General features: G+C 43.2%; 12 protein-coding genes and 1 pseudogene. 7 read left to right on the top strand and 6 right to left on the bottom strand.

Going from position 1 to position 18,462, the window contains the following annotated elements; all coding sequences use genetic code 11:
• The first annotated feature begins 14 nt into the window (after positions 1–14).
• The gene (locus J502_RS09675; protein WP_005016058.1) at positions 15–1,658 is read left to right on the top strand and encodes a nitrite/sulfite reductase; all 1,644 of its coding nucleotides are present in this window, start codon (positions 15–17) and stop codon (positions 1,656–1,658) included.
• Entirely contained in the window at positions 1,651–2,142 is a 492-nt protein-coding gene (locus J502_RS09670) for a DUF934 domain-containing protein (protein ID WP_005016056.1), read from the top strand. The genes J502_RS09675 and J502_RS09670 overlap by 8 nt, the downstream gene beginning before the upstream one ends.
• A gap of 61 nt (positions 2,143–2,203) precedes the next feature.
• On the opposite strand, the gene J502_RS09665 is transcribed toward J502_RS09670, so the two are convergent.
• The 3 genes from J502_RS09665 to yccS form a co-directional block, all read right to left on the bottom strand.
• Positions 2,204–4,813 carry a PepSY domain-containing protein gene (locus J502_RS09665; RefSeq protein ID WP_034683944.1) on the bottom strand — a complete coding sequence of 870 codons (2,610 nt, stop codon included), beginning with the start codon at positions 4,811–4,813 and terminating at the stop codon, positions 2,204–2,206.
• A gap of 168 nt (positions 4,814–4,981) precedes the next feature.
• Positions 4,982–5,542: a hypothetical protein gene (locus tag J502_RS09660; RefSeq protein ID WP_034683941.1), complete on the bottom strand. Its 561-nt coding sequence runs from the start codon at positions 5,540–5,542 to the stop codon at positions 4,982–4,984.
• 86 nt (positions 5,543–5,628) lie between these two features.
• Positions 5,629–7,800, bottom strand: coding sequence for a YccS family putative transporter (gene yccS, locus J502_RS09655; RefSeq protein WP_034676168.1), 2,172 nt, complete (start codon positions 7,798–7,800; stop codon positions 5,629–5,631).
• 138 nt (positions 7,801–7,938) lie between these two features.
• Between yccS and J502_RS09650 the strand changes: the two genes are divergently transcribed.
• Positions 7,939–9,147 (top strand): multidrug effflux MFS transporter, encoded by a 1,209-nt coding sequence (locus tag J502_RS09650; RefSeq protein WP_034429049.1) that lies wholly within the window; start codon positions 7,939–7,941, stop codon positions 9,145–9,147.
• 40 nt (positions 9,148–9,187) lie between these two features.
• On the opposite strand, the gene J502_RS09645 is transcribed toward J502_RS09650, so the two are convergent.
• On the bottom strand, positions 9,188–9,892 hold the full coding sequence (locus J502_RS09645) for a nitroreductase (protein ID WP_005406950.1): 705 nt from the start codon (positions 9,890–9,892) through the stop codon (positions 9,188–9,190).
• Between the two features lie 386 nt (positions 9,893–10,278).
• Here J502_RS09645 and J502_RS09640 point away from each other — a divergent pair, with 386 nt between their 5' ends.
• The 3 genes and pseudogenes from J502_RS09640 to J502_RS09630 all read left to right on the top strand — a co-directional run bounded on the left by J502_RS09640 (position 10,279) and on the right by J502_RS09630 (position 15,022).
• Positions 10,279–11,607, top strand: a complete 1,329-nt coding sequence (locus tag J502_RS09640; protein ID WP_034683939.1) for a DcaP family trimeric outer membrane transporter — start codon at positions 10,279–10,281, stop codon at positions 11,605–11,607.
• Positions 11,608–12,219: 612 nt separating this feature from the next.
• A complete protein-coding gene (gene gltS, locus J502_RS09635; protein WP_005016037.1) occupies positions 12,220–13,455 on the top strand; it encodes a sodium/glutamate symporter in 1,236 nt (411 codons plus the stop codon).
• A gap of 92 nt (positions 13,456–13,547) precedes the next feature.
• Positions 13,548–15,022 (top strand): annotated as a pseudogene (locus J502_RS09630) (alanine/glycine:cation symporter family protein).
• A 38-nt stretch (positions 15,023–15,060) separates the two neighbouring features.
• Here the strand turns inward: J502_RS09630 and chrA are convergent.
• Positions 15,061–16,269: a chromate efflux transporter gene (gene chrA / locus J502_RS09625; protein ID WP_034683936.1), complete on the bottom strand. Its 1,209-nt coding sequence runs from the start codon at positions 16,267–16,269 to the stop codon at positions 15,061–15,063.
• A 136-nt stretch (positions 16,270–16,405) separates the two neighbouring features.
• Between chrA and J502_RS09620 the strand changes: the two genes are divergently transcribed.
• Positions 16,406–17,410, top strand: coding sequence for a patatin-like phospholipase family protein (locus tag J502_RS09620; protein WP_034683954.1), 1,005 nt, complete (start codon positions 16,406–16,408; stop codon positions 17,408–17,410).
• Positions 17,411–17,967: 557 nt separating this feature from the next.
• On the opposite strand, the gene J502_RS09615 is transcribed toward J502_RS09620, so the two are convergent.
• Positions 17,968–18,462, bottom strand: a 495-nt coding sequence (locus J502_RS09615; protein WP_034683934.1) for a succinyl-CoA--3-ketoacid-CoA transferase, incomplete at its 5' end; no start/stop codon positions are given.

Raw genomic sequence — 18,462 nt, 5'->3', positions numbered from 1 at the left:
TCTAGCCGTACGCCATGTATTTATATACTGATTTCGATCAACAGCTGGTCAATGAACGCGTTGCACAGTTCCGTGATCAAACAGAACGTTATTTAGCCGGTAAACTTACCGAGGATGAGTACCGTCCACTGCGCCTCCAGAATGGTCTATATGTACAACGTTACGCACCTATGCTGCGTATGGCGGTACCTTACGGCCTAATGAATTCCAAGCAGTTAAGAAAAATTGCTGAAATTTCAAAAAAATATGACCGTGGTTATGCACATGTTTCTACCCGTCAGAACATCCAGCTGAACTGGCCGGCACTTGAAGATGTGCCTGATATTCTGGCTGAACTGGCAACAGTACAGATGCATGCGATCCAGACTTCGGGTAACTGTATACGTAATACGACGACTGACCAGTATGCCGGTGTGGTTGCAGGCGAGATTGCTGATCCGCGACCAACTTGCGAGCTGATCCGCCAGTGGAGTACATTTCACCCGGAATTTGCTTTCCTGCCGCGTAAATTCAAGATTGCTGTTTCAGCACTTGCAGAAGTTGACCGCGCTGCGACTGCGTTTCACGATATTGGTGTTTATATTATACGTAATGCACAGGGCGAGCTGGGTTATAAAATTATGGTAGGTGGCGGTCTGGGCCGTACTCCTATCATTGGCAGTGTAATCCGTGAATTCCTGCCACGTGAAGACCTGATTGCGTATCTGGAAGCAGTATTACGTGTCTATAACCTGCATGGACGCCGTGACAATAAATATAAAGCACGGATCAAGATTCTGGTTAAAGCCCTGACACCACAAGTATTTGCAGAGAAAGTCGAAGCCGAATTTGCACATACTCGTGAAAGTCTGAAAATTCAGCCAGAAGTTCTTAAAAAGCTGGATGAAGAATTCACACCATTTGATTACCAGAATCTGGCTGATGAAGACTTTGCTGAACTGTTTGAAGCTCATCCTAAGTTCAAGCACTGGTTTAATATCAATACCCATGCTCATAAAGTGCAGGGTTACCGTATTGTAACCATTTCGCTCAAGCGTGCTGGTGTGGCGCCTGGTGATATGACTACGGAAGAGATGAATCTGATTGCTGACCTGGCAGACCGTTATACCTTTGGTGAACTGCGTACTACCCACGAGCAGAATATTGCGCTGGTCGATGTGCCACAAAAAGACCTGTTTGAATTATGGCAGACTCTTGATGCACAGAACCTGGCACGTGCACATATCGGATTCCTGACAGATATTATCTGCTGTCCGGGCGGAGATTTCTGTTCACTGGCAAATGCCAAGTCTATTCCGATTGCTGAAGCGATTACCCGCCGTTTTGAAGACCTGGATACGCTGTATAATCTGGGTCAGCTTGATCTGAATATTTCAGGCTGTATGAATGCCTGTGGTCATCATCATGTCGGTAATATCGGTATTTTAGGGGTAGACAAAAAAGGCGCTGAGTTTTACCAGATTACACTCGGTGGTAATGCTGACCATGACGCTTCTATTGGCGACATTCTCGGGCCTTCATTTGCAGCTGAAGTGGTACCAGATATTATTGAAGAAATCTTAAATACATATCTGGATTTGCGTACAGACAATGAAAAATTCATTGATACTTACCGCCGCGTAGGAATTCAGACCTTTAAGGAGCGTGCATATGCTTAATACAGCATTACCTGTGCTTTATAAAGATAGCACGATTGCGGATAATACCTATCAGCTGATTGGTGAAGATGGTCAGTTACCTACGGGGGATGTCCTACTGACTACAGCACAGCTGGAGCAGCTGGCACAAGTACAAGGTAAAAAGGCACTTTATTTGACAGTCAATGACTCACCAGAAGATCACCAGTTTCCGTTAAATGCACTGGATGCCATCTTTATTGAGTTTGCCGGTTTTAATGATGGCCGTGGTTATTCCTTTGCAGCGTTACTGCGTCGTCAGGGCTTTCAAGGTGAACTACGTGCAGTAGGTGATATTTTTAAGGACGTTTTGAACTATATGAAACGTTCCGGCTTTGACAGTTTCGTGGTTAAGGAAGGTAAAGATGTTGAGGAAGCTGCGGCTGGTCTGCAAGACTTTACTCATCCTTATCAGGCCTCGACGGGCGTAGGACAGGCAAATTATCAGACGGGCCTTTTCCGTTAATTTCAAAACTTGTAAATAAAAACCGGGCTATATGCCCGGTTTTTTACATCTAGTCTAAAGTTTAATAAACATCACGGCGATAGCGGCCATTTTGGCGAAGATCATCCACACAGCATTCACCCAAAATATCGATCAGGGCCTGATCTACATCGCTTGCCATTCCGTTAATACTGCCGCAGACATAAATTACTGCGCCACGTTCAATCCAGCTTTTTAGCTCTTCGCTATGTTCACGTAAAATATGGTGTACATAAATACGCTGCTCCTGATCACGTGAAAAGGCCAGATCCAGACGTTGCAACATACCTGTAGTTTGCCACGCTTCTAGGGTAGACTGATAGAAGTAGTCACAGTTGCGTTGGCGCTCACCAAAAATCAGCCAGTTTTGCGTATAGTCTTGGCGTACACGGCTGTGCAGCAGGCTCATCAGTCCTGCGATACCTGTTCCATTACCAATACAGATAATTGGACGATTATCATCGATCAGATGGAAAGATTCATTGGTACGAATGCGTAGTGCCACCGGTGAGTGTAAGGGTACATGCTTGGTCAGCCAGCCTGACCCCAAACCAAGACCATCTGCTCCTTCACACTGACGTACCACCAGACGCAAAACCTGCTGTGAAGGTATACTGGCAATCGAATACTCGCGTGAAGGCAGGGCAGGTAACTGTTCCAGTAACTGATCAACGCTATTAAAGACTTCAACCGTTCCGGTCAGGTCACGATCCCATAAAGCCTCTGCAAGGCTCATATTTATTGAATTTACTTGCGTATTGCCATCCAGCTGATGCTGGTTCAGAAAGTCTTGAATACGTGCTTGGCTATTGCCCGGCTGTATCTCGGCAATATCGCCCGCCTGCCAGATTACATCATGCTTGGCTTTCAGCTCGACATTATAGGCCGGACGACCCAAGCTGCCCGGATTAAGCAGCTCGCGCTTATCCAGTATCCACTGGTCAAATACTTTTTCAATATTCATGTTGCTTAAATCAAGCCGGGTAGCCCGAGCCAGGGCCTGATTCCAACGCTGAATATCTTCATTACTGCCATTATTAATTTCAATGACATCAAATAGGGGATGAGCACCAGAGCGTTTTAACCAGTGATTCACCTCATGCCCAAAGCTGCAATAACTGTCAGGATATTCCTGTGAACCCAAGGCCAGAACAGCATAGTTCAAGTGGCTTAAATCCAGATCACTCTTCATTAGCTTTTTAACAAAACCAGTGGCCAGATCTGGAGCTTCACCAGTACCGTAGGTACTCACTACAAATAATACATGCTCTGCCTGTTTAAGGTCAGCCTCATGCAGCTGCTGTATCGGTTTGACAGTAACCGGTTGTCGGGCTTCTTGTAAGCTGGTTGCAGTACGCCACGCCAGCTGTTCAGACATACCGGTTTGAGTAGCATAGGTAATGAGCCAGGATTTTGCATTCGGATCAATAGAATGAGCAGTACTGCTGTTACGTGCAGCCTGTGTCAGTTTTTTCTGCTTGCGGCGTTTTAAATACAGCATCCAGCCTGTAACAAAGAAGAGTGGCATGGCCAGTGCTGCCAGCATAACCAAAAACTGATAAACCGATCCAAAGAAACTGCCCCGGTGCACGGGTAACATGCTGCTCATGATTTTTTCATTCAGCTTTTTATCTTCATAAAGCTCAAGATTTTCAAGTTGAGACGTCCGATAATCGAAGACTGCTTTATTGCGGGCGCGCTCATGTTGAGGCACAGCATCTGTAAAGGACAGCTCAATTTTACCATCCGGTTTTTTAGGTAATGTCAGGGTCAGACTTGAATATTCACGTCCAATTTGTGTATTAAAGCCTGTCCAGGCTTGAGTCAGTGCCAATTGTACCTGTTCGGGAGGAAGGCCCTGACCACGCTTACGATCAGCTTCACGGTCACCTGTCTGCTGTCCACCGCTTCTACCGGTAGACGCTTGCAATTCTTTTTCTTGCCCTCGTGGCTGGTTACCTCCCTGTAAAGCAGGCTGTTCACGTTCTACACCCAGTACCTTAAACATACCATTACGCCACCACTCATATGACCAGAATAAGCCGGTACAGGCCAAAATCAGATAGAAGATCACTACCCAAGTCCCAACTACGGCATGCAAATCCCAGATAAAGTTGCGTCCCTTTAAGCGGGGTTTAATGAAAAACCACTGACGCCATGAATGTTTTTTGGGCCAGCGCAAATAGAGTCCGCTTAGCACAAAGAAAATCAGCATTAATGTACAGGCACCGGTAATCTGTTTGCCGACCGGGCCTACTGTTAGATTACGGTGCAGCTGCTGAATAAACTGGAAAAACTTGCGTCCTTGAATTTCAGGTAGAACTTCTGCGGTATAGGGGTTTACCATCATGTTATAACCGCGGCGCTCTCCTTTTTTCTCGATATTGACTGTAGAAGAAGCAGCTGGATCAGTGTCGACTGTAATACTGTTAATTTTAAGCTCAGGCGACTGCTGATGGAAATGTTGATACAGCTCGGCAGGTGTCAGCTTGTCACGTTGTTCGGCCTGAACTACATAACTGTCCTGATTAATCCATTTTAAGATTTGCTGTTCATAGGAGTAAATTGCTCCCGTTACTCCCATAATCGAGAGAATCAGCCCCGCAGTAATCCCCAGAAACCAGTGAACTTGGAAAAATGTTTTTTTAAACATGTGCGTAGTGAAATTATCATGTGCCAAGAATGGCACCGATTATAAACAAAAATTAAGTAGATAAAATGGATTTTGCGATTAATAGACATTCTCATTATCATTTATTTTAAGTAATTTATAAAAAACCTCCATAAGCAGAAGGTTTTTTAACTCTGAATTTTAAAATACTCAGATGGTTTTAGGTTCACCCACAGCTTCTTTGAGATGCTTGCGAATAACGGCAAAAGAGAAATTCTTGCTGTCCATACGCTTTGGCAGGATATATGCACCTGGCTGATCTTTTACTTTAAAATTCATCAGAATAAAGTCCGGCGCATCATACCATTCATAAACATCTTTCCAGCCGATGGTTCCTACACCTTCCTGCATACCCATTTTCTGGCGCATAACAATGCCATGTGGCTGAACGCCCAAACGAATTCCCTTGATTTCCTGAACCGGAAATTCAGTCATTTTGCGCTTAACATACCACTCCAGACCATATTTGCGTACCAGCAGGTAAAGCGCTACACCAACCAGAGCTACCCAGCAGAAAATGGTTGAGTAGTTTTTAAGAAAGATAATCCCCAAAATAGCCAGAACGACAATTACGCCCATAATGGCCCAGGCTTTCATACCGATCTTGTTGGTACTACGCCAGATCAGCAACTGAACCTGACGCTGTTCGGCTTCTGAAACTTCGTAATTGACCGGCTGTAAAGTATAGCTATAAGTATTTTTCGCGTTCATAGTGCAAATAATGAATGGTAAACTCTTCAAAGTTTAGCATTAATTCTGCCCGTTCAGGGAGTATATTGTGCCAATTTAAGACTGAATTACAAGGAAGCCAATTCGGTCGCAGCATTATCCTGCTCATTGCTAAGGCTTTGCTTGAGCGTACTGAGCTGTTGCAAAATACTGAGCATTAGTGAAAGTTGTTGCAGAATAATCAGAGACTTTTGATCTTCTTCATGATTTTGTCTGAGACGTTCGCGAGTTGCAATAAGTATATTCTGGGCACTCAGGTCTGGTGTCTCATCACGTAACAGAGCGCCGCGTATGTCATCTAAAGCCTGATCTAGCAGTTTAAGAATCTCTTGGTCTTTTACCTGTTCCCGATGAGCACCTAATGCTGCTATGTAACTTAAAAAGGTATGGCTCAGACATAAAAATTCGAATGCCCGACTTTTCTGTAACGGATCAAAATCGGGTTCAGTTGCCAAGGTAGAAATGAGAGATGCCATTTCAGCATCGGTATTGTGCGCGCTACGGCGAACAATCCGATAGGTTAAACCATTGTTACGGCCCTCATGATATTGCTGAACGACTTCATTTAAATAGTCGCACTGTGCACTGAGTGCTCGCTGAATACTGCGTGGCAATCGGCGAAATTTCCAGTCAGGCCAGATAAAGCTGACACCGAACCATGCCAGCGCGCAGCCGATTAGGGTATCTATCATACGCGGTAAGGCGGCGGTAAATCCCATTCCGTCCAAGTTGAAGTTGATAAGGGCTAAGATGGTAATGAATGCAGTAGCTTGGGCATATTGTTTACTGCGCAGCTCAAAAAACAGAACGCCGCTTAATACCAGTAAACAAAGCTGGCCTTCTATTGAAGGTACAAAATATAAAATGGCATATCCAATAATAATACCGACCAGTGTACCTACAATACGCAAACGTAAGCGGCGCTTGGTAGCATTAAAGTTGGGCTGGCTTACAAATAGGGCGGTGAGCAAAATCCAGTAACCATATTGAATATTGGTGAGTTGTACGAACACATACCCTATAAACAGTACAATTGATAAACGCACAGCATGGCGAAACAGGACAGATTCTGGTGTCAGATGCTGCTTGATACGAATTACAATATCATCCCAGCCTTTTAAATCATCATCTTTAAGCTGGTTTTCAAGGTATCTGCTTCTTTCAACTACATAACGTTCAGTTTCAACATTACGCAGCTGGGCATCAATCGATTTTAGGTTGCGATACAAGGCAAACAGTGCATTTACCCAAACCTGATCATAATACTGTTCGTCCCGCAGCTTCTCTAATGAAATACGCAGGTTTTCAAATGCATGCTTGAAGCGGCGGTTATGCTGGTACGTCGTCCGCTTTAAAATACTTTCACCCAAGTCTTTACAGGCCTTGCCCTGAATAGTGAGAATGCGCTGAAAACGAAACAAGATGTCACTATGTTCAAAGATTTTCGCAAGTTTCTGATAGTCAATATGAGCTGAGTCAACCCGCTCATGAATATCTTGGGCCGCAAAATAATAGTGCAGACTGCGACGGGTATCACGTTGACCCCGGTCACCTTTTAATCGGGTGAGCAGGGCAGTTTTCATTTCATTGAAAATACCCACAAGCTTGCCGTTTTCAAGTGATAGGTCAATCATACTTTGCTGATAGCTGTCGGGTGTCATATCAACATCAAACAGGGCAGATTTGGCAAACAGGAAATCACCCAGTGCCGAATAGCATTGGGAAAGTTTATCCTGTACCTGACGTACTGGAAATAGCAGGAAACTGATGGTGGAAATCACTCCATACCAGACTGCGCCTGCGACCAAGAGCAAAGGCTGGCTATACCAGTGATCAAACAGGTGTACTCCCAACATTGAGTAAACTGAAATAACCAGACAGCCATATGAAATAGTTGCATAACGCCGACCCAGAGAACCGAGCAATATCCAGCCAATACAGGAAATGATCAGCCCGATTGCAAACAGGACTGGATAGGGAAACAGAAACTGGATAGAAGCAGCCGTGATAAAGAACCCGATATAGGTATAGACTAGATTCATAATCCTGACTGAAAAACGGTCATCAATATCACTTAGTGCAGCCGCGACTACACCCAAAGTTAAAGGAATGGTCGCCAGTTGCTGACCCAGCAGATAAGGCACAAATGCGGTTGCAGTAAAGGCAATAATCATGCGCACGTTATACATGAAGGACGTATTATACGTGGCCTGCTGAACACGGGTAAGCCAAGCTTTCAATCGACACCTTTTTAAGAACAGGTTGTATAAAAATTATTCAAAGGCACTGCATAATGTGAAACTTCACGAATCACTATGACAAATCATACTATGGAGCGTGTAAGCTTGTCTTTAATCTTATAAATTCATCAATCATCTATGGACCTATCCAAGGATAATAGCCGTTCGCACTACAGCTTGCCATGGCTGATGCTGCTGGCCTCGCTGACTGCTTTAGGCCCGCTTTCGATCGACATGTATCTGCCGGCTTTACCCGGCATGGCAGAGGAATTTGGCGTCAGTACACAAATGGTGGCCAATACCTTGCCAGCCTATTTCTTGGGACTTGCTGTCGGACAGCTGATTTATGGTCCGGTCAGTGACCGTATTGGACGGAAAAAACCTCTCTATTTTGGTTTGCTTCTGTACGTCGTGGCCAGTCTGCTATGTGCATTTGCTACCAGTGAATGGAGCCTGATTTTCAGCCGAATATTACAGGCTCTAGGCGGATGTGTGGGTGTTGTGATTGCCCGTGCTGCAATCCGTGACCGGCTGGATGTTCAAGCTTCTGCACAGGCTTTTGCCAGTATGATGATTGTGATGGGAATCGCGCCTGTTATGGCACCGGCCTTAGGCGCCTTGCTCCTCATCTATTTTGAATGGCATGCTATTTTCGTTGCCTTAGCTCTGATTGGGATAATTTGCTGTATTTGTGTCGCTTTATTTTTTAAGGAAACCCTGCAACCTGAACGTCGTTTAAAGTTAAGTGCGAGACAGGTGCTCAGTTTATATAAAACAATTTTTCAGGATAAAAGTTTCCGTGGTCCGATGGTGATTGGCTGTTTTACTGGCGCAGTACTGTTTTGCTATATCAGTTCAGCTGCATCCGTCCTGATTGATCAATATCATCTAAGTCAGCAGCACTTTGCCTATGCTTTCGGATTTAATGCTGTAGGGATTACCCTATTTTCATCCATTAATAAACGCTTGGCCCGAAATATGTCGATCATACAGCGTTTAAAGCTTGGTGGAATTCTCCAGTTAATGGGTGTTTTTATTCTGCTTGGTGCAGGACTGTATGACGATACTGCACTTGCTATTGTGATGTCAGGACTGTTTCTGGCTGTATCGGGTATTGGTTTTACCGGACCAAATGCAATGGCCTTGGCGATGGCCGAGCAAGGCAGTCGTGCCGGTACAGCCAGCGCAATCATGGGGAGTATGCAATTTGCCTGTGGCCTGGTTGGCGGATTAATCCTGAATTTTCTGTTCTGGAGCCCCCTGCTAAATATGGCACTGGTAATGCTGTTCTTTATCGTAATTGGTGTGGCCAGTATATTTAAAACTAGAAACTCTCTAGCTCTTTAAGGATTAAAGTTAAAGGAATCTATAAAAGATCTCTTGTGGTTTAATCCAGAAAAACTGCAAAATTTTCTACCGGTTCGCGTGGAGTAATAAACGTATTAACCAGTGCTTCTGGGTCTGCGTAACCTAGCGCAACTGCGCAAACCAGTTCTTCATCTTCCGCAGCGCCCAGAATTTCTAAAACCAGGGGGTGAAAATGATTCCAGGCAGCTTGCGGGCAAGTATCTAAACCGCGAGCTTTAGCGGCAACCATCACATTCTGAATCATCATGGAAATATCCATCTTCGACCCGATTCCCATAATTTTATTAACGGTAAAAAACAGGCCAACTGGTGCATCGAACAGTTTGAAATTACGTAACTGCTGCTCAGCCATTTTTTCTTTTTCTCCTTTTTGAATGCCTAGCAAACCATATAGTCCCCAGCCATTCTCACGACGCCGGTCAATAAAAGGGGAAATCCAGGTAGAGGGATAATAGGCAAAAGTTTCTTTATATTGTGCTGCCAGTTCTGGATGTTGACTGCTTTCAATCTGGGCCTGACATACGGCTTCAACTAGAGCATCACGCTTTTGGCCATAAACAACATATACTTTCCAAGGCTGAGTGTTGGTACCGGAAGGCGCATGGCTGGCTACTGAAAGAATATCCCGAATCAGTTTTGGGTCTACTGGAGTGGATAAAAATGCGCGGACTGAATGACGGGAAGTGATGGCTTCATCGACATGGCGAACTTGCTCAGGGTTCATAAAAATACCGGGTTCAGGCTGATTTATAGTTACTTCTACTATATACAATAGTCTTATAAATAAAATAATAGCTTTATATACCGGTTTATAACCTTAAGAATAATAAGGTATTTGTGTTTTATATCACAAAAAACGATCGTAAATTTAAAGATAGACGTTAAAACTGATTTTAATAACAAAGAGAACTTGTTACATTAGCCCTAAGTAATACACATTATGTTACTAACAACGGAATTTTAGCGTTTTTATTTTAATTTTTGTAAGCATTTAAGTGCAGTACTTTTAAAAGAGTTTGGCAGTACTTAAGGAATAGCATAATTGAACTTGCAGGCTGACCTGGCCAACCTTGCACGGATGCGGACATAATAATATTTCTGGAGATTAGGATGAGCAAAGTATCTAGCCGAAAAGCTTTTCTGCCACAGGGACTCGCGGTTGCAGTTGCTGCACTGATGATGAACTCGGCACATGCCATGACAGAACAACAAGAACTTCAACAGCTTCGTGCTGAGGTTAAAGAACTTAAGGCATTGATTCACCAGCATTTACCTCAAGCTTCCAATCAGGGGCAAAATACTGTAGCAAGTTCTTCAGCACTGCAAGCTACACCTCAAGTTGTACCTTTATCTCAGCAGTCTGGAAATAATGCCAGCCCGCCGGCACCTGCTACGCCTGCAACCGGTTTAACAGCCCGCACAGCAAATGGTGCGGAAGTTAAGCTTTATGGTTTTGTCCGTGGTGATGCAGCTTATCAGTTTGAAGGTGGAAGAGGGATCTTTAACCGCATTAATACAGTAACTCTGGATAATGCGTCAGATAAGGAAGCCACTGAAGATCGGTTTGATGCAACTGCGACTACTACACGTATCGGAGTGGATTTTAAAACTCCAATCCAGGGTGCAGATATTGGGGGTAAAGTTGAAGTCGATTTCCGTGGTGGAAGCAGCAATGACACAGTACGTATTCGTCATGCCTACCTGACTTATAATGACTGGTTGTTTGGTCAGACTACTTCATCATTCCTTTCTTCTGAAACTACACCAGAAATGCTCGACTTTAATGCACCGCTGGGTATCGGAACCTACCGTACTCCAATGGTACGTTATAGCCATACTCTAGATGCCAATACCCGCTACTTCCTGGGTCTGGAAAAAGGTAATGATGATAACCGCCTGCCAGCAGCTACTGCTAAAATTAACCATAAATTTGCTGATGGTGCAGGCGTAGTAACTGGTCGTGCGCTGTTACAGGAAGTGCGCGCGAGAGCTTTAAATAGCACAGCGCCTTATTTCGATGAAACAGAATTAGGCTGGGGTCTGGCAGTGGGTGCCAACTTTAAACCAACTGACCAATTAACCTTAAATGCTGATTATTCTCATGTTAAGGGTGATGACAAGTTCCTGCTTTACACAGAAAACCGTTATACCCCTGAGGGCGATGGTATTGAGCTGAATGAATTTAATGCTGTGTCTTTAGGCGCGACCTACAAGTTCACACCGCAGTGGCGTAGTACCTTGGGCTACGGCGCAATATTCTATGATGATGCAACTGGCTCGCAAAATGATCAGCTACAACAAGGCTGGTTAAACGTAATGTTTAATCCGGTTAAACCAATCACTTTTGGTGCTGAATATGTGTATGGTGAGCGTGAAACTGCTGCCGGTGACAAAGGTAAAGATAATCGCATTGGCATGATGGCTAAATACGATTTCTAAATCATTGTAAATAAAATAAAAACTGAGGCACATGTCTCAGTTTTTTTATATTCAAATAAGAATTTTTCTTATATTTTCGACTAATTCCAATAAAAATGAAGTAAAAAGGTCAGACTAAGGTCGTAGATAAATTTGCAATCCCCCCAAGACATCCCTTAAAAAAAACTGCATAATCAGCAAATTTTTTAATCTGTACACCCAAGATAATTTAACTTCCATCGAGTCAACTTCTAGGTAGTATTCTATAGAAGAACTCATTCAACAGTTTGGAGCTTATAATGAGTTTATCTCTCAGTATTAAGCCTGTTCAGCAGTTTCAACATGTATTTACCCATACATTAAAGTTGCTGTGTTTTGCATCCCGGATGGGGGTCCAAATGCAAAGGCCATGTTTCTTCAATATAAGACAAGATGTAATACAGTCGAGTTTTGATACTTTCCGTTCTTAGATAGAACAGTTCATGTATCCTTAACTTAAAGACGCGATACATTCTTGTGATTACAGCATGCTTTAATTTATTTGAAGTAAAGTTGCCTATAGATTATAAAATCGGCATTTTATATAAAATAAAGTATGAAGAAAGACATTAGCCATATTTGATGGATCTTCTTATGGAATTTACCTTTAATGCGTTTTACACGCTTATTGCAGCAGTAATTGTTTTACTTCTTGGCCGCTTCCTTGTAAACAAGATTGGTTTTCTGAGTCGTTATAACATTCCCGAACCTGTGGCCGGTGGTCTGGTTGCTGCGGTAGTCTCGTTACTTGTGCATTCCCTCTGGGGTTACAGTATTACTTTTAGCAGTGAGTTACAGACCAGTTTCATGCTGATTTTCTTTGCTTCCATTGGCCTAAGTGCCAACTTTATGAAGCTAAAAGAAGGTGGTATCGGTTTGGTGGTATTCCTGATCTGTGTTGCTTCATTTATTGTAGTACAAAACGCAGTCGGTATGAGTCTGGCCAGTTTGCTGGGAGTTGATCCGCTGATCGGTCTGATAGCAGGTTCAATTACTCTGACCGGTGGGCATGGTACAGCGGGTGCCTGGGGCGAAATCCTGGAAGTTGAACACGGTATTCAAGGCGCACTTGCTCTGGGGATGGCCAGTGCAACATTCGGTCTGATTATTGGCGGTATTATTGGCGGCCCATTGGCTAAACTTTTAATTAACCGATACAACCTGTCTCAGCCACGCACCGTGCGTCAGATTAATGATCGGGATACACATCCTGCACCCGATTTTCCCGAGCTTGCACCTTTTGAAAATCCGCATCAGGTACGCCTGATTACTGCTGACAATGCGATTACGACCTTGGGCATGTTCGCTGCCTGTCTGGCCTTTGCCGAGTTTATGACGGGTTACAGTAAAGGTACCTGGTTTGAACTACCAACCTTTGTATGGGCTTTGGGCGGTGGGGTAGTTCTGCGTAACGTTCTAGAAAGTATATTCAAAGTTGATATCTTTGATCGTGCAATTGATGTCTTTGGTAATTCTTCACTGTCACTTTATCTGGCTATGGCATTACTGTCTTTAAAACTGTGGCAACTGGCTGATCTGGCAGGTCCACTGGTAGTGATTTTAGGCGCACAGACTTTAACTATGGCATTGTATGCAGCTTTCATTACTTTCCGGGTAATGGGCAAAAATTATGATGCCGCAGTACTGGCTGCTGGCCACTGTGGTTTTGGTATGGGCGCAACCCCAACAGCGGTTGCAAACATGCAGGCGATTACCAATATGTATGGTCCATCACATAAAGCCTTTTTGATCGTACCATTATGTGGCGCTTTCTTTGTTGACCTGATCAACGCAACCGTGATTCAGCTGATTCTAAAATTCTTTGCTTAACAGGCATTCATAAAAAAGTCCCCCTCATACGGGGCTTTTTTATTGAGGTTGAAGTCGGCGATATTTTACAAATTTGAGTAGCAAGAGATTGTATGGATGAACAACTAAATACCCGTTTAATGGCTTGGGTAAGTTTCTTTAATGATCCTTTATGGGATTTTCTGGTGGTCTTTCTGGTGGTGGTTGGAGTGTTTTATACACTTTTAACCGGCGCAGTTCAGATTCGCCTGTTCTTACACAGTATCCGTGTAATGAAGGGCAGCCGTAAAGAAGGTGAAGATCAGCATGGTATTACCCCGTTTCAGGCTTTTGTTACGGGTCTGGCGAGTCGGGTTGGGGTAGGGAACGTTGCAGGTGTCGCAATTGCAATTGCAATTGGTGGTCCGGGCGCCGTATTCTGGATGTGGTTTACTGCATTTCTGGGGATGAGTTCAGCATTTGTTGAGTCCTCACTGGCACAGCTATTTAAAGTACGTGATTATCAGAACCAGCAATTCCGTGGCGGGCCAGCTTATTACATTACCCAAGGTTTAAAGCAGAAATGGTTAGGCGTTGTATTCGCACTCTCTCTTATTTTAGCTTATGGCTTTGTATTTAATGCAGTACAGGCTAACTCGATTGTAGATGCAACTGCTCATGCCTGGGGCTGGGACCGTGCAAATGTTATGCTTGATCTGGGTGGACTGGGTTTTGAAGTTTCTTGGGTTGGCGTAGTACTGGTCATTATGACCGCAGCAATTATTTTTGGTGGAATCAAGCGTATTGCGGTCGTGGCAGAGCGTATGGTGCCATTAATGGCTGTGCTCTATCTGGCAGTTGCACTTTATATTGCCATAATAAATTTCAGTATTCTTCCAGATATATTCAAACTGATCTTTACTGAAGCCTTTAAGTTTGATGCTGCTGCGGGTGGTTTTTTTGGTGCAATGGTATCGATGGCTATGATGCAAGGTATTAAACGTGGCCTGTTTTCAAATGAAGCCGGCATGGGGTCTGCACCGAATGCTGCAGCTGCTTCAGATGTAAAACATCCGGTAGACCAAGGGCTAGTACAGATGCTTGGAGTATTTGTAGATACCTTTGTAGTGTGTTCATGTACTGCGATTATCATTCTGGCTTCCGGTCTGTATCATGAAGCAGGTTTTGAGGGCGTTACGCTCACCCAGATGGCATTGTCAGTCAGATCGGTAGCTGGGGTGATGATTTTCTGGCCCTGATTTTATTCTTGTTTGCTTACTCTTCTATTATCGGGAATTACGCCTATGCTGAGAGTAACGTTCAATTTATCAATAATCAGCCAAAAGTCATGTTTGTATTTCGTCTTCTGGTACTGGCAATGGTATATTTTGGCGCGATTACCAGCGTACCACTGGTCTGGTCAATGGCGGATCTATCCATGGGCTTAATGGCAACAATTAACCTGTTTGCTATTTTACTCCTGACGCCTTTCTTGCGAATGTTATTGAAAGATTATAGCTCTCAGCTTAAAAAAGGCATTAAGGAGCCGGAATTTAAAATAGATAAGTATCCGGAACTCAAGAAGAAAGTTGATTCAGATATTTGGTAGAACTTGTTTAAAGCTCCTTGCGAGGAGCTTTTTTATGATCAGAAATAAAGTGAAAATAAAAAATAGCCTAAACATGAGAGTGGTAAACTCAATAGAACCGGAATTTTACTGTTCAGTAAAGCAATAACAAGTCCAACAAAAATTATATCACTCCAGTGCTGGATACCTTTTTGTCCGAGCTGCACTACCATTGCCAGCAGTAAACCGACTACTGCGGCATTGATTCCATAAACCGCAGCCTGAATTTTTGTCTGCCTTAATAAGATAGACCAGTAAGGCAGCGTTCCAAAAATCAGTAAAAATGAAGGAAGGAAAATGGCGGCTGTAGCAATCGCTGCATTAATTAATGGGGAAGAAGTAACCGGTAAAAATGCACCCAAGTAAGAAGCAAAAGTAAATAAAGGCCCAGGTACAAGCTGTGCAAAGGCATAACCTAGTTCAAAATTTGATTCTTCAATTAGTCTGGACGTTACCAATTCCTGATATAAGAGAGGAAGCACAATATGTCCTCCGCCAAATACCAGTGAGCCTGAACGGTAAAAACTTTCAAATATTTGTACAGCAAAAGAAGGTGCCCACCATTGCATGATAAAAAGTAATATAAACAGGCCAACAAATATCAACAGCCAATAATAGGCACGAAAGGGTGTAGAGACATTTTTTTGTATTTCTGGCTGATCTTTTACAACTATTGGTGCAGCAAGTTTCGCTGTATGAACGCAGTATAATCCTGCCACGCCACCCAAGATAATCACCAGCAGCTGGTTCATGGCTAGCGGTATAACATAAATAATAAGTGCTGAAGTCAGCATCAGAATAAATTGCCAGACCGTACTGCAGAAGTTTTTTAACATTTGCCAGAAAGCAAAAATTACGACGGCCAGTACGATAAGTTGTACTGTATGAAAAACTGATGAAGAAAGCCAGGAAGACAGGGAAACGCTCAGTAGTGCACAGCCCAGCATTAAAATTATAGAGGGTAAGGTGAAACCAAGCCAAGCCAGAAGAGCGCCCCCATAACCCCTTTGTAAGTAACCGATACCGAGTCCAACCTGACTGCTGGTAGGGCCGGGAAGAAGCTGGGCTAATGCGACCAGTTGCGTATATTCATCGCTAGTCAGCCAGCAATATTTTTCAACAAAGGTGCGGTGAAAAAAGACCAGGTGTGCAGCTGGTCCTCCAAATGAGGTACAACCCAGTTTTAAAAAAATAAGAAAAATAGTGAGATACTGAACAGATAAATTCATGATCGATATTCTTCTCACAAATGGCTTGAGTTTAAAGTCCAATCATGACAATTTAAATAAATTTTATACAGCAATTTCTGAAATGTACTTCTACAATTCCTTTTTCAGAAAAATAACTCAGATCTCTCAAGTGCCCATGAAACAGCTCACATTCTGCTTACTCTGGATGAGTCTGGTCGGCCTGACCGGCTGCCAACATTTTAAAACATCTGAGCCACAGGCTGCACAGATGGTCACTGATGCACGGGCACAGTTTGAAAAGGTTCCTTTTGCTCAGATTAAAACACTAGAGCAGCGGCCAGTTGTGGCTTTGGTCTTGGGTAGCGGCGGTGCCCGGGGCTATGCGCACATAGGGGTAATTGAGGTTCTGGAGCAGCAGGGAATCCGTCCAGATTTTATTGTGGGAACCAGTGCGGGCAGTATTGTAGGTTCTATATATGCCAGTGGAAAATCTGCAAAAGAGCTGCGGAGTATTGCTCTTAATATGAAAGCCACTGATGTACGCGATATTACCCTGGATATGAAAGGCTTTTTTGATGGCAAGAAAGTTGAAGACTATATTAATCAGCAGGTTGATAACATGCCGCTGGAAAAAATGAAAATACCTTTTTATGCAGTAGCCACTGAACTCAAAGAGGGTGCCCGTACTGTATTTAACTATGGAAATACCGGACAGGCAGTACGCGCATCGGCATCTATTCCGAGCATGTTTATTCCTACCCGTATTGGTGATAAAGAATATGTTGATGGGGGACTGACCAGTCCGGTACCGGTTGAGGTGGCACGTGATCTGGGCGCTGATATTATTATTGCAGTTGATATTCTGGCACAGCCTACTCATACCGAAACTTCAAATGTCTGGGGGCTGTTTAATCAGAATATTAACATCATGCAGAACCGGCTAGCTAATGAAGAGTTGAAGTATGCTGATATAGTGATCCAGCCTGACTTACATGAAAAAGCCCATATTTTTGATGTGCGTGGGCGTGAAGCCAGCATGCAAGCTGGTCGGGAGGCTACCTTGGAAAAACTGGAAATGATTGAATTGGCTATTGAGACTAAATATAACAATCAGCAGAGAGACGACCAGAAAAATCTTACTGCGCTTAATGATACGGCTGCTATCAAAACTAATAGGTAAAAAAAGAGCCCCTGGTTGGGAGCGAGAGTGAAGGGGCCCTAAATGGGAGCTAAGAAAGCCATTATCTGACTTTCTTATCCCAGCTGAGGAGAACAATGACCTTGAGATCTCTGGAGTGAAATAAAAGGGTCATTGATAAGCTCATGATCAGTTTGCAATATGCTTAGCAAACTGTATATTGAAAAATGCAACTAATTCGAGAACTTATGTAAACATTGTCAGTATAAATGCAGGCTAAATAAAAACTTTTATAAGTATTTAATTTATTTATAAAATTAGCTGACTGGAGATAATTTTTATATTTTGTAGAAATTATAGGCAATTTTATAGATTGATTTAAAAGAGAATAATTCTTATTATTTGGATTCCTTTCTTATATGTAATATAAAAAAAATATATTATAGATACACTCTTAATTTTTTTTTACAAAGTTTAACACGTCCTTAATAGTTAATTATTCACTTTAAATTTATATCCTAATTGAATTAAATTTTTTAGTTCCCAAAGCTTATTAAAGTGGCTGTTTACAACCACTTTAAAATTTGTATTTAAATATTTTAATCTGCCAGTTCTGTAGAAATTGTATTGATGAGCCTGACTCCGGTTACAGCCTGAATATCTTCAAAACTTACCTGTTCAGCCAGTTCAATCAGCTCGATTCCCTGTTCGGTGACATCCATTACCCCTAAATCTGTAATAATCCGGTGGACTACACCTTTACCTGTAAGTGGCAGGCTACACTGTTTTACAATTTTTGGTGTTCCATCTTTCGCACAGTGCTCCATCAGCACTACGACTTTTTGTACACCTGCAACCAGATCCATGGCTCCGCCCATGCCCTTAACTTTCTTGCCCGGAATCATCCAGTTGGCCAGATCTCCCTGTTCGGAAACTTCCATTGCCCCTAAAATCGCAATATTGACGTGTCCACCACGAATCATGGCAAAGGACTCGGCACTTGAGAAAAATGCAGCGCCGGGCCGGGCTGTTACGGTCTGCTTACCCGCATTGATCAGATCAGCATCCACCGTTTCTTCAGTTGGAAACTCTCC

This window comes from Acinetobacter sp. 1294596, from assembly GCF_000582925.1.
Taxonomy (GTDB): domain Bacteria; phylum Pseudomonadota; class Gammaproteobacteria; order Pseudomonadales; family Moraxellaceae; genus Acinetobacter; species Acinetobacter radioresistens.
Note: the sequence above shows the minus strand (reverse complement) of the source record. Positions and strands in the feature narration are given on the sequence as shown.

Coding starts and splice junctions, on each gene's coding strand:
- J502_RS09675 (WP_005016058.1), top strand. CDS start 15: ATGTATTTATATACTGATTTCGATCAACAGCTGGTCAATGAACGCGTT.
- J502_RS09670 (WP_005016056.1), top strand. CDS start 1,651: ATGCTTAATACAGCATTACCTGTGCTTTATAAAGATAGCACGATTGCG.
- J502_RS09665 (WP_034683944.1), bottom strand. CDS start 4,813: ATGTTTAAAAAAACATTTTTCCAAGTTCACTGGTTTCTGGGGATTACT.
- J502_RS09660 (WP_034683941.1), bottom strand. CDS start 5,542: ATGAACGCGAAAAATACTTATAGCTATACTTTACAGCCGGTCAATTAC.
- J502_RS09650 (WP_034429049.1), top strand. CDS start 7,939: ATGGACCTATCCAAGGATAATAGCCGTTCGCACTACAGCTTGCCATGG.
- J502_RS09645 (WP_005406950.1), bottom strand. CDS start 9,892: ATGAACCCTGAGCAAGTTCGCCATGTCGATGAAGCCATCACTTCCCGT.
- J502_RS09640 (WP_034683939.1), top strand. CDS start 10,279: ATGAGCAAAGTATCTAGCCGAAAAGCTTTTCTGCCACAGGGACTCGCG.
- gltS (WP_005016037.1), top strand. CDS start 12,220: ATGGAATTTACCTTTAATGCGTTTTACACGCTTATTGCAGCAGTAATT.
- chrA (WP_034683936.1), bottom strand. CDS start 16,269: ATGAATTTATCTGTTCAGTATCTCACTATTTTTCTTATTTTTTTAAAA.
- J502_RS09620 (WP_034683954.1), top strand. CDS start 16,406: ATGAAACAGCTCACATTCTGCTTACTCTGGATGAGTCTGGTCGGCCTG.